Below are 12,237 nucleotides of genomic sequence, written 5' to 3'. Positions count from 1 at the left end.
TTATAAACGCGGCAATCGACCATCGACCATGATGGCTTCCAGATTTACTTCAGATCTAAGTGCCGTGATTGCTGGGATCCGGTGCGACAATTTGTCACATTCTTTTTTTCGTTTGAAACCTGCACAATCCCGTTCCTGTTATCTGTAAAGACCAGAAACTGGAGGGGTTTATGAAATATCGTATCAAGCCGGTGACGGCAGCCGTGGCAGTCGCTCTGTCTGCTTTTGCCGTACAACAGACACAGGCACAAACTACTTTGGGTGAAGTGGTAGTTAAAACCAGCAAGATTCGTGATGCAGTGACACCCGAGGAAATTGGATCAGCCGAAATTGCGGCTCAGCATGCCATTACCCGGGATACTGCTTCTTTGCTGCGGGATGTGCCTGGCGTACACCTCTACGGTGCGGGGGGTGTTTCCAGCCTGCCCGTGATTCATGGCTTGGCCGATGATCGCTTGCGTATCACAGTAGATGGTATGGATTTCATTTCTTCTTGTGCCAATCACATGAATCCGCCGCTTTCCTATATTGATCCGACCAATGTCGCAAAAATCAGAGTGTATGCCGGTGTCACACCGGTCAGCGTTGGAGGGGACAGTATTGGCGGTACCATCATTGCCGAATCTGCGCTGCCGCAATTTGCCGCTCCCGGCCAGCGCTCACTCATCAAAGGCGAAATTGGCACTTTCTTCCGCAGCAACAACAATGCCATCGGTGGTAACCTGTCTGCCACACTGGCCAACGAATTCTTCAGCATCAACTATTCAGGTGCGATCACTACGGCGGATAACTACAAAGCGGGTGGCAATTTCAAGACAACAACCGCAACGGGACGACCAGGCCATACCTTGCCTCTGGATGAAGTGGGCTCCACTGCTTATAAAAGTCTGACGCATACCGTGGGAGTTGCCTTGCGAGCGGATAATCACCTGCTCGAGGCGAAACTGGGCTATCAGAACGTTCCGTACCAGTTTTACCCCAACCAGCGTATGGACATGCTGGACAATGAACAGAAGCGGGTGAATGTGCGTTATCTCGGCCAGTACGATTGGGGAACGGTCGATGGTCGTGTTTACTATGAAGCGGTCGATCACTATATGAATTTCAGTGACGACAAGCAGCTTGTCTATGGCACGGCGTTGAATGGTATGCCGATGTACAGCCGTGGCCGTACTCTGGGTTTCAACCTGAAAGGGGATATCGATCTCACCAGCAACGATTTGCTGCGTGTCGGAATGCTCTATCAGCACTACACGCTGGAAGACTGGTGGCCGCCGTCCGGAACCGGTGCCATGTCGCCTCTCACCTTTGAAAACATCAATGACGGCAAGCGTGACCGGATAGGTGTTTTTGCTGAGTGGGAAAGGCGGTTCGGTTCGCAGTGGACTACGCTGCTGGGTGCCCGTTACGAACATCTGGAAACGGATGCAAACAACGTTCACGGCTATGGAAACATGATGGGTAACCAGATTCCTGATACCAACGCTTTCAATGCCCGCGGTCACAAGCGTACTGATGATAACGTCGATGTGACGGCACTGGCGCGTTACACACCCGGTGACATGATCGACCTCGAGCTGGGTCTGGCACGCAAGGTGCGCACACCGAATCTGTATGAGCGCTATGCCTGGTCTACCTGGAGTATGGCTGCCATCATGAACAACTTTGTTGGTGATGGTAACGGTTACGTAGGCAATATGGATCTGAAACCGGAGAAAGCCTATACCGCTTCCCTCACCATAGATCTGCACGCGGTTGACCGGGAATGGGAAGTCAAGGCCACGCCCTATTTCACCTATGTGAACGACTATGTCGATGCCATCCGCTGTTCAAGCGGGCCAAACTGTACAGTAACCAATGCAACGACCGGCAACCAGTTCGTCATTCTGCAATATGCCAATCAGTCTGCCCATCTTTATGGGCTTGATCTCTCCGGTCGAACAGTACTGGCAAAAACCAGCCTCGGTGAATTTGGTCTGCGGGGTCTGATGAACTACACCAGAGGGGAGAACAAGAAAACGGGTGACGAGCTGTACAATATGATGCCACTCAACGGTAAAGTGACCTTCACCCATCAGTATGGCGGCTGGAGTAGCGCAGTCGAACTGGTCGGTGTCGCCCGCAAGAGTTCAGTTTCCTCGGTACGCAACGAAATCCATACGGGCAGCTATTTCCTGACACACTTGCGTACCAGCTACACATGGAAGAATATGCGCCTCGATCTGGGAGTAGAGAACCTGTTCGACCGTCTCTACGCGCTACCGCTCGGTGGTGCTTATACCGGACAGGGGATGACCATGGGTATCAATGGTATTCCTTACGGCATTGCCGTTCCCGGCATGGGACGTTCGGTTTACGCAGGACTCAATATCAAATTCTGACTTACACTGCCAGTCATCCTGGCCGGCCGTGACAGGCCGGCCTGTCAGGCCGATGTCACGACTGAGGCAAGGCGGGTATGCCGGATGACTGATTTCTCAATCTCGATGACACAAAACACCATCAATCCGGCAGCGATAGACTTGCACCATTGCAGCATCGTCAAATCAGTCGAATTGAATATGGATTGCATGGTCGGCAGATGAGTATAGGCAATCTGCAGCAGCAGGCAGGCAGCGATCGCCAGCAGGACATAACGGTTACCGGTCAATCCTTCGAGATGAAGAACCGATGCAAAGGTGTGGCGACTGTTGATCAGATAAAACATCTCGGACATTACGATGGCGTTGACCGCCATCGTGCGGGCTGTTTCCGTGCTGACTCCGATGTGCTGCTCCCACAGAAAAAGACCCAGTCCGCCAATCATCATCAATACAGATACCATCAGAACACGCCAGACAAAAAAGCCGGACAGTAGCGCTTCTTTTGGTGATCTTGGGCGGTGATTCATGATGTTACGTTCTGCCGGCTCAAAAGCCAGTGCCAGCCCCAGGGTACTGACTGTCACCATATTGATCCACAACACCTGTGCCGGTGTGAGTGGCAGGGTGAATTCAAACAGAATGGCGGCTATGATGACGAGTGCTTCACCACCATTGGTGGGCAGCATGAACAGGATGAATTTTTTCAGATTGTCGTAAACAACCCGGCCTTCGCGCACTGCGTAAGCGATGGTGGCAAAGTTGTCATCGGCCAGTACCATGTCGGATGCTTCCTTGGCGGCTTCAGTACCTTTCATTCCCATGGCCACACCGACATCGGCACGTTTGAGTGCCGGTGCATCGTTCACTCCATCTCCAGTCATTGCCACTACCTGACCACCGGCCTGTAAGGCTTTTACCAGACGCAGTTTGTGTTCAGGGCTGGTCCGGGCAAAGATATCGACATCCATGACGATATCACGCAGGGTATCATCATCCATGGCAGCGATTTCCATTCCGGTGAGTACCGGCCTGCCGACCCCGATGGCCAGTTGTGCTCCGACAGCACGGGCGGTTTCTGCATGATCCCCGGTAATCATTTTGACCCGTATACCTGCCCGATGGCATTCGGCTACGGCCTGAACGGCTTCTTCACGCGGGGGATCGATGATGCCAACCAGCGCAAGTAAGGTAAAACCCGTTTTCATATCACTGATTTTCAGGCTGTCTTCCTGCGGGGCTGATCGTTTGCAGGCCAGTGCCAGCAGGCGTAATCCTTTAGCAGCCGTGGCGCTTACCATCCGTTGCCAGTAGTCGATATCAATCGGCTGTTTACCATTCTGCTGCAACTGGGTGGTACACATATCCAGAATGCGTTCTGGCGCACCTTTGACGAAAATCCAGGGTTCATTCTCATTGTCATGGTGGTACGTTGCCATGAAGGAATGCTGGGATTCGAACGGGATGACGTCCCGTCGCGGCCAGGCTGCATTGGCATGATGATTGGAAAAACCGTTCTTTGCGCCCAGAATCAGCAGAGCTCCTTCGGTGGGATCTCCTTCCACGCTCCAGAGGCCATCCTTTTCCCGTAACAAGGCATCGTTGCACAGCACGCCGGAACGAATCGCCAGGGTAAGTGCCGGATAATGGGCAGGGTCGATGGTATGTCCATCGATACTGTATTCACCTGTCGGTACATAACCGACTCCGCTGACATCGATCGTATGATCGGCACAGACGATCCGCTGTACTGTCATTTCATTGCGCGTCAGTGTCCCGGTCTTGTCAGAGCAGATGACTGTCACTGATCCCAGTGCCTCGACTGCAGGCAGTCTTCGGATAATGGCATTGCGCCGTGCCATGCGCTGGACGCCCAGTGCCAGCGTTACTGTCATGATGGCCGGTAATCCTTCCGGTATTGCGGAAGCAATCAAAGCTACCGCCATCATGAACATTTCTGCCGGCGCATGGTTACGCCACAGGGTTCCCAACAGAAAAGTCGCAGCAGAAGCGGCCAGTATGAAAACAGCCAGTTTGAATCCGAAGTGATCGATCTGGCGTAATAACGGGGTGGACAGATGCTGAGTATCTTCCAGCAATCGATTGATTTTGCCCAGTTCAGTTGCGCTGCCGGTTGCCACGACGATCCCGCTGGCCTGACCGTAAACGACCAGTGTGCCGGAAAAAGCCATGCCGTAGCGATCCCCGGGTAACGTGTCCGGCAGTGCTGTCTCGATTCGTTTTCTGACTGGTAGCGATTCGCCGGTCAGTGCGGCTTCTTCGACCTGCAGTTCTTTGACTGAAATCAGGCGTATATCCGCCGGCACCCGATCACCGGAAGCGAGCAGAACCAGATCGCCGGGTACCAGTCCGGCCGCATCGATCTCATAGCGAGTACCGTCGCGGATGACCGTCGCATGTGGCGACAGCATGGCACGGATGGAATCGAGTGCCGTTTCTGCTTTGCCTTCCTGGATGAAACCGATGATGACATTGATGATCACGGCTGCCAGCAGGACGCCTGTATCCACCCAGTGACCCAGTACAGCCGTAATGGCGGCTGCGGCAATCATGATATACAGCAGGACATTGTGGAATTGCAGCAGCAGGCGCAGCAGTGGTCCGCGGCGCTTGGGCGGGATCAGGCTGTTCGGTCCGAACCGGGCAAAGCGATCGTTGACCTCGTCCGTTTTCAGACCGGCCGAGTCGGTGTGCAGGATCTGCCTGACTTCCGGCAGAGTCAGCGCATGCCATGCTGTCTGCCGTAAGGTTTCAGTGTGGTCAGTGACACGGTGATCTGTCATAGCAAAAATACTGTAGATGGTCGGTAAATATAATATGTTTAACCGAGAGTATGGTCAGCTGTACCGGATATACTTTCTGACACGCTGGTTGAACAGGGTTCGGATAATTCTTCTGGCAGATCAACGTTTGACCCTGCCATTTCATTGGTAAACAGGTTCGACGTTAAACGAACAGGATCAGGTTTTCAAGTTCCGAGTAGAAATAATACTGATGGAGAGGTGGTAATAATTTTATGCCGGTTGCTATCGAAAACTTTACCGACTCATGATCTGGTATCCGGAGAAATGGCGGCGGCGCTGGATTCTCGGACGTAAACCGATCCGGGAATCTGTCTGGCAGCCTGCAGTGGATCAACTTCCCTTCCTGCATGGGTTGACTCAAGATGAATTCAGGCAGCTACGGGAATGGACCACCATTTTTCTGCATGACAAGAAGATAAACGGTGTGCAGGGACTGGTCGTGACAGAAGCAATGCGTGTGATGATTGCGGTGCAGGCCTGTCTGCTGATTCTGAAACTGGATCCGGAATACTATGATGACTGGGTGGAAGTGATCGTCTATCCTGGCAAGTTTATTCTCGATCACGCCTATACCGATGAAGCCGGTATCGTTCATACCAGGCGGATGGTGGCTTCGGGTGAATCCTGGCAGGCCGGGCCGGTTATTCTGTCGTGGGAAGATGTAGTCCATGTTCACCATGAATCCGGATACAACGTGGTGATACACGAATTTGCACACAAACTGGATATGCTGAACGGTTCTGCCAATGGTTACCCGCCACTGCACAGCGATATGGATCCGCGGATATGGGCTGCTGTGTTCAGTCGGGCGTATGAAATTTTTTGCAGGCAGGTGGAGCGGGGTGAAGTCACAATAATGGATCCCTACGCAGCAGAGGATCCGGCGGAATTTTTTGCGGTATCGAGTGAGGTCTTTTTCACCAGGCCGTACCGGGTCAAACAGTATTTTCCCGAGATGTATCAGCAACTGGCCCGGTATTACCGCCAGGATCCGGTGGCGAGGCAGGAATGTGAAACAGACAGTTGAATATTGTTACAGTCTTTCCAGCAGAATCTGCCGAATCTCATCGTCGGTGAGCACGATCGGATTGGTCTTCATGCTGCTGCCGCGGCAATGGGCGATGACTTTATCGAGCCCGGCAGGTTGCAGACCGTAGTGTGACAGCCGGGGCAGGGTGAGTTCTTCTGTCCATTGCGTCAACAGATCGATCAGGGCATCAAAGGCGATTTCCGGATCGTTAAAGTGCTGCTTGCACAAAATCTCAGCAACATGCCGGTATTTTGCCAATGCCGGATTATCCGGCTCACGCATGTGCATGCTGTGAAGGTTGATCCGGGTGGCGGCTGCAACCAGGGTACCGCAAACGACACCATGCGGAATCGGGTAGAACGCACCGAGCGGGGATGCCAGGCCATGCACCGAACCCAACCCTGTTTGCGCCAGCGTGATACCGGAGAGCAGTGCAGCGTAAGCCATTTTCTCCCGGTGTTGCGCCAGCTCGCCTTGCTGGTGATAAAACGGGAGCAGTGCGTCACGAACAGCTTGCAATCCACTGATCGCCAGTGCATCGGTGAGGGCATTGGCTTTGAGGGATACGTACGATTCCAGCAATTGTGTCAGCGCATCCATACCGTTGGCAGCGATGACGCCGGGCGGGCAACTGGCCAGTAAATCCGGATCGACGATTGCATATTCAGCAACCAGTTTGTCGTGACGGAAGGATTTCTTGAAACCATTCTCGCCTTGCACGCTGAGTACGGCGTTTTTGGTTGCCTCGCTGCCAGTGCCGGCGGTCGTGGGGACAGCGATGAATGGTACGGCGGGCCCGTGATACGGCAACTCCGGGCCGACTCCTTCGAGGTAATCCATTACCGAACGTTGTACCTGCAACAATCCGGCTACGGCTTTGGCGGTATCGAGCGCACTGCCGCCGCCGATGCCGATGACTGCGGCAAAGTGCTGATTGGCATAAGCGCTGACGAGGTCATCGATCAGAGCGGGGGAAGGCTCTTCCATCACAGTAGCGTGTTGCCAGGTAATGGCGCGATGCTCGAGCTGATCGATCAGGAACCGCCAGTATGGAGTGTCTGTAAAGGAGCGCGCGCCGGTAACCAATAAAATGTGGGTACCATAATTTTCGATGATATCCGGCAGTTTTTTCAAAACGCCTGCACCAAATTCGATGCGCGGCAGTCGGGCAATGGAAAAGGGCATCATCAGTCGTTCTCGGCTGGATACAGGCCATCATATATGACCCCCTTGCGCGGCTCAGCCATCCAGTCCGTGACGGTATCGCGCCACGCCAGATAATGTGCAGTTTCTTTATGCGCTGCGGCATCCTCCCGGGTTTTGTACGCTTCGTAAAGTATGAACCGGGTTGGATCATCGGCAGACTGCAGAATGTCAAAACGCCTATTGCCCGGTTCGTGAATCGATTTTTCATGATTCATACGGGTGGCTTCCTTGAATGCTTCTACTTTGTCTGCTTTGACGGATGCATAGACGATCGTGACATACATGATGTAAATCCTCTGCATTTACGGGTTCTGAATAAGTGCCGTGATTATGGGCGTGCAGTTTTCCGGGTGCAAGTCAGACCTTATAATTACTGACTCATGAGTTAAGGAGAATTTTTGCATATGGATGTATACGAATTGGCAGATTTGGTTGCTCGGCAGAAAGAATCGGGTGAAGCTTATCTGGAGTTCTTGCGGGTACCTTCGCTGAGTATGGGGGTTTATACCTTGCCGGCAGGATCAGAAGATCTGCAGGAGCCGCATACCGAGGATGAGGTTTATTATGTGACGCACGGGAAGGCAACTATGCGGATAGGCAGCGACCATCGGCAGATTTCAGCCGGCAGTATTGTTTTCGTGGCGGCCAATGTTGACCACTGTTTCTATGACATTACGGAAGATCTGACTGTGCTGGTATTTTTCGCGCCGGCTGAATACACCCATCAGGGGCTAAACAACGGGAAGGAAGGCTGATGGATTCGGTAGGAACCAGAAATGGAACAGAGATAAAAGGAGATCAGTAGATGAGAAATACCGGTGGCGGGTATTTCTCAGGCTTATATTTTGGGCAGTGTAACTCCCTGCTGAAACTGGTATTTGCCGTTGCGATCCTTGTATGACGTTTCACACACTTCATCCGATTCGAAGAAGATGACTTGTGCTACGCCTTCATTGGCATAAATTTTGGCAGGCAAAGGAGTCGTATTGGAAAATTCCAGCGTGACATAGCCTTCCCACTCCGGTTCAAACGGGGTGACGTTGACGATGATGCCGCAGCGGGCATAGGTGGATTTCCCGAGACAGATCGTCAGTACACTGCGCGGGATGCGGAAATATTCGACGGTACGTGCCAGTGCAAAAGAGTTGGGCGGGATGATGCATATATCGCCTTTGACATCGACAAACGAGTTGGAATCAAAGCGTTTTGGATCGACGATGGTTGAATTCAGATTGGTAAACAGCTTGAATTCGTCCGAGCAGCGAATATCGTAGCCATAGCTGGACGTACCATAGGAAACGATGCTCTCGCCATTTCGCTGCTTGATCTGGTTGGGTTCGAACGGCTCGATCATATTGTATTCAGCAGCCATCCTGCGGATCCATTTGTCTGACTTGATTGACATTCGAGGCCCTTAATCGTCTTCCATGATGATCTGAGTGAATACATCCGAATAATCGCGTGCCATTTCGGAGATCTTGGCCGCTGTCCGGCGTGCAATGGTGCGGTAGATGTCTGCGATCTGTCCGTCCGGTTCGGCTACTACGCTGGGCTTACCGGCATCAGTGTGTTCACGGATGCGGATATCCAGCGGTAGTGCACCGAGCAGTTCGACGTTGTAATCCCGGCACATTTTCTCGCCTCCGCCAGTTCCGAAAATCGGCTCGGTGTGTCCGCAGTGTGAACAGGTATGGAGACTCATGTTTTCCACGATCCCCAGAATGGGAATGCCGACTTTTTCAAACATCTTCAATCCTTTGCGGGCATCCAGCAGTGCGATGTCCTGCGGCGTGGTGACGATTACCGCACCAGTCACCGGGATTTTCTGAGCAAGTGTCAGTTGAATGTCACCTGTACCGGGAGGCAGATCGATGACCAGATAGTCGAGATCATGCCAGAGGGTGTCGTTCAGCAACTGTTGTAAGGCTTGTGTCACCATCGGGCCGCGCCAGACCATCGGGGTTTCCACGTCGATCAGTAACCCGATCGACATCATCTGGATGCCGTGTGCCCGCATCGGTTCGATGGTTTTGCCATCCGGAGAATCGGGTCGCCCGCTGACACCGAGCATTTGCGGTTGTGACGGGCCGTAAATATCTGCATCCAGAATTCCCACGGTTGCGCCTTCGGCGGCCAGCGCCAGTGCAAGATTGGTTGCAGTCGCGGATTTACCTACGCCCCCCTTGCCCGAAGCTACGGCGATGACGTTCTTGACGCCGGGAATCAGCTTGAGTTTACGCTGGGCGCTGTGGGCAATGATATTGCTGGTTACGTTGACTGTTATCGATCCGATTCCCGGCACGGTGCGCACAGCCTGTTCGATCTGCTGGTGAACGGTATTCAGCACGCTGTTGGCTGGATAGCCGAGTTCGATATTGACCGAGACATTATCCTGGTTGATCTGAATGTCGCTGACCGCCTTGCTGGTCAGATAATCCTTGCCGGTCGTGGGGTCGATGGTCTGCCCCAGTACCGTCTCAATTTGTTGTTGTGTGATCAATTGAGAAAGCTCCTGTGATCAAAAACTATTGATGTTAGCAAATATCGCGCCGGCTGGTTTGTTATACAATTCTTTTTTCCTATATTCGATCGATAACTGATGACTACACGCGATATCCTGGTAACTTCCGCACTGCCTTATGCCAATGGCAGCATCCATCTCGGACATCTGGTCGAGTATATCCAGACCGATATCTGGGTGCGTTTCCAGAAAATGCAGGGGCATACCATCCATTATGTTTGTGCGGATGATACCCATGGCACACCCGTCATGCTGCGTGCCGAAAAGGAGGGGATTTCGCCGGAAACGCTGATTGCACGTGTTCATACGGAACATCTGCGTGATTTTACCGGTTTTCATATTGCTTTCGATCAGTACTACAGTACGCACTCCGACGAGACACGCTACTATGCCGAGGATATTTACCGGAAACTGAAAGAAGCGGGGCTGATTACCGTACGTGCAATCGAGCAGCTGTATGATCCGGTCAAAAACCTGTTTCTGCCGGATCGATTTGTCAAGGGTGAATGTCCCAAATGTGGTGCGGCCGAACAATATGGAGATTCCTGCGAGGCTTGTGGCGCAGCCTATACGCCGACTGAGCTGAAAAATCCCTATTCTGCCGTTTCCGGTGCGACTCCCGTCAGAAAAGCTTCAGAGCATTTCTTCTTCAGATTATCAGATACCCGCTGTGCGGATTTTCTGCGTCGCTGGACGCGTGAAGGGAATCATCTGCAGGCAGAAGCAGCCAACAAAATGGCGGAATGGCTGGGTGAAGCGGGAGAGAACAAGCTTTCCGACTGGGATATTTCGCGTGATGCCCCTTATTTCGGCTTCGAGATTCCCGGTGAAACCGGCAAGTATTTTTACGTCTGGCTGGATGCACCCATCGGCTACATGGGCAGCTTCAGGAAACTCTGTGCCCGGAAGGGGATCGATTTCGATGCATACTGGAAAAAGGATTCCACAACCGAGCTTTATCATTTCATCGGTAAGGATATTCTTTATTTTCATGCGCTTTTCTGGCCGGCGATGCTGGAGAACGCAGGCTACCGGACACCCACACAGATTTTTGCCCACGGTTTTCTGACCGTGAACGGTGAAAAAATGAGTAAATCACGCGGCACGTTCATTACTGCGGAAAGCTATCTGGAACAGGGGCTGAACCCGGAATGGCTGCGTTACTACTATGCCGCCAAGCTGAATGGCAGCATGGAGGATATCGACCTCAACCTGGATGATTTCGTCGCGCGTGTCAATTCCGATCTGGTGGGCAAATACATCAATATTGCCAGCCGGTGTGCGGGATTCATCAGCAAGCAGTTTGGCGGCAAGCTGGTGAGCGGTGAGGATTACCGTCTGCTGCAGCAAATGGTGGATGAACATTTTGCCGGCTGGCAGCCGGGAGTGATCGAAGCCGCTTATGAAGCACGTGATTTTTCTGCAGCAGTACGCCATATCATGCGCCGTGCAGATGAAGTCAATGAACTGATTCACACGCTGGCTCCCTGGGAAATTGCCCGGGATGAAACGCGGGAGCGGGAGCTGCACCGCGCCTGCAGCCTGGGTATCCAGATGTTTTATCTGCTTTCCTGCTATCTGAAGCCGATCCTGCCGCGCACTGCTGCGCAGATCGAGGATTTCCTCAATCTGGGTGAATTGGGCTGGCAGAAGCAGCCGGCCGGGCAACCTTTATCCGGCACGCTGTTGCCCCCCGGCCATGTGATCAACCCTTATCAGCATCTCATGACCCGTATCGACCCAAAGCAGATTACTGCACTGATTACGGCCAATCAACAAACCATGCAACAGACGATGAATACAGGAACTGAATCACACTCCCCGCAGCGACATGGTCAGGCACAACAACATCCCGTTGCGCCGATTGCGGAAACCATTTCTATCGAAGATTTCGGCAAGATCGATCTGCGCATTGCTCGTATAGTGGATGCGCAACATGTTCCCGGTGCTGACAAGCTGCTGCAACTGACACTGGATATCGGCTCTGAACAGCGTACTGTCTTCGCCGGCATCAAATCTGCCTATGATCCGGAACAGCTCAAAGGGCGTCTGACGGTCATGGTAGCCAATCTTGCTCCACGGAAAATGAAATTCGGATTATCCGAAGGCATGGTACTGGCTGCAAGTGGTGAAAACGGAGGAGGGCCTTTTCTGCTTGCCCCGGATAGTGGCGCCCAACCCGGTATGCGGGTGAAGTAGTTCTCTTGTCGAGTGAAATAGTATTAAGCGGTAACGATGCATCCGGTATTCTCTCCTGCTGATTACGCCTGACAGCTTGAAATCAGGAGACATAAG

Annotated in this window: 9 protein-coding genes; 4 read left to right on the top strand and 5 right to left on the bottom strand. The window is 52.7% G+C overall.

The window, feature by feature from the left end; genetic code table 11:
* Window positions 1–170: 170 nt before the first annotated feature.
* Entirely contained in the window at window positions 171–2,381 is a 2,211-nt protein-coding gene (locus HRU73_RS06505; protein ID WP_276679019.1) for a TonB-dependent receptor, read from the top strand.
* Window positions 2,382–2,425: 44 nt separating this feature from the next.
* Here HRU73_RS06505 and HRU73_RS06500 read toward each other — a convergent pair whose 3' ends face one another.
* Complete coding sequence (locus HRU73_RS06500) at window positions 2,426–5,164, bottom strand: cation-transporting P-type ATPase (protein ID WP_287399994.1); 2,739 nt, start codon at window positions 5,162–5,164, stop codon at window positions 2,426–2,428.
* Window positions 5,165–5,429: 265 nt separating this feature from the next.
* On the opposite strand from HRU73_RS06500, the gene HRU73_RS06495 reads away from it, so the two are divergent.
* Window positions 5,430–6,212 (top strand): M90 family metallopeptidase, encoded by a 783-nt coding sequence (locus HRU73_RS06495; protein WP_287399993.1) that lies wholly within the window; start codon window positions 5,430–5,432, stop codon window positions 6,210–6,212.
* A 6-nt stretch (window positions 6,213–6,218) separates the two neighbouring features.
* On the opposite strand, the gene HRU73_RS06490 is transcribed toward HRU73_RS06495, so the two are convergent.
* Both HRU73_RS06490 and HRU73_RS06485 read right to left on the bottom strand, forming a co-directional pair.
* Window positions 6,219–7,403, bottom strand: a complete 1,185-nt coding sequence (locus tag HRU73_RS06490; protein ID WP_287399992.1) for an iron-containing alcohol dehydrogenase — start codon at window positions 7,401–7,403, stop codon at window positions 6,219–6,221.
* Window positions 7,403–7,705: an antibiotic biosynthesis monooxygenase gene (locus tag HRU73_RS06485; RefSeq protein WP_276679014.1), complete on the bottom strand. Its 303-nt coding sequence runs from the start codon at window positions 7,703–7,705 to the stop codon at window positions 7,403–7,405. Before HRU73_RS06485 ends, HRU73_RS06490 begins: the two co-directional genes overlap by 1 nt.
* A 120-nt stretch (window positions 7,706–7,825) precedes the next feature.
* Here HRU73_RS06485 and HRU73_RS06480 point away from each other — a divergent pair, with 120 nt between their 5' ends.
* Window positions 7,826–8,176, top strand: a complete 351-nt coding sequence (locus tag HRU73_RS06480; RefSeq protein WP_276679041.1) for a cupin domain-containing protein — start codon at window positions 7,826–7,828, stop codon at window positions 8,174–8,176.
* Between the two features lie 83 nt (window positions 8,177–8,259).
* Here HRU73_RS06480 and dcd read toward each other — a convergent pair whose 3' ends face one another.
* Together dcd and apbC are read right to left on the bottom strand one after the other, a co-directional pair.
* Window positions 8,260–8,826 (bottom strand): dCTP deaminase, encoded by a 567-nt coding sequence (gene dcd, locus HRU73_RS06475; protein WP_276679013.1) that lies wholly within the window; start codon window positions 8,824–8,826, stop codon window positions 8,260–8,262.
* Between the two features lie 9 nt (window positions 8,827–8,835).
* Window positions 8,836–9,921, bottom strand: coding sequence for an iron-sulfur cluster carrier protein ApbC (gene apbC, locus HRU73_RS06470; protein WP_281871496.1), 1,086 nt, complete (start codon window positions 9,919–9,921; stop codon window positions 8,836–8,838).
* 99 nt (window positions 9,922–10,020) lie between these two features.
* Here apbC and metG point away from each other — a divergent pair, with 99 nt between their 5' ends.
* Window positions 10,021–12,141, top strand: coding sequence for a methionine--tRNA ligase (metG, locus tag HRU73_RS06465; protein ID WP_287399989.1), 2,121 nt, complete (start codon window positions 10,021–10,023; stop codon window positions 12,139–12,141).
* Window positions 12,142–12,237 lie beyond the last annotated feature (96 nt).

This window comes from Nitrosomonas sp. H1_AOB3, assembly GCF_015709435.1.
Taxonomy (GTDB): domain Bacteria; phylum Pseudomonadota; class Gammaproteobacteria; order Burkholderiales; family Nitrosomonadaceae; genus Nitrosomonas; species Nitrosomonas europaea.
The sequence above is the reverse complement of the archived record's forward strand: the minus strand, read 5'-3'. Positions and strand labels throughout refer to the sequence as shown.

What these genes read in the sequence shown, in the direction of transcription:
- HRU73_RS06485 (WP_276679014.1), bottom strand. Translation starts at nt 7,705, where the DNA reads ATGTATGTCACGATCGTCTATGCATCCGTCAAAGCAGACAAAGTAGAA.
- HRU73_RS06505 (WP_276679019.1), top strand. Translation starts at nt 171, where the DNA reads ATGAAATATCGTATCAAGCCGGTGACGGCAGCCGTGGCAGTCGCTCTG.
- HRU73_RS06480 (WP_276679041.1), top strand. Translation starts at nt 7,826, where the DNA reads ATGGATGTATACGAATTGGCAGATTTGGTTGCTCGGCAGAAAGAATCG.
- dcd (WP_276679013.1), bottom strand. Translation starts at nt 8,826, where the DNA reads ATGTCAATCAAGTCAGACAAATGGATCCGCAGGATGGCTGCTGAATAC.
- HRU73_RS06500 (WP_287399994.1), bottom strand. Translation starts at nt 5,164, where the DNA reads ATGACAGATCACCGTGTCACTGACCACACTGAAACCTTACGGCAGACA.
- HRU73_RS06490 (WP_287399992.1), bottom strand. Translation starts at nt 7,403, where the DNA reads ATGATGCCCTTTTCCATTGCCCGACTGCCGCGCATCGAATTTGGTGCA.
- HRU73_RS06495 (WP_287399993.1), top strand. Translation starts at nt 5,430, where the DNA reads ATGATCTGGTATCCGGAGAAATGGCGGCGGCGCTGGATTCTCGGACGT.
- metG (WP_287399989.1), top strand. Translation starts at nt 10,021, where the DNA reads ATGACTACACGCGATATCCTGGTAACTTCCGCACTGCCTTATGCCAAT.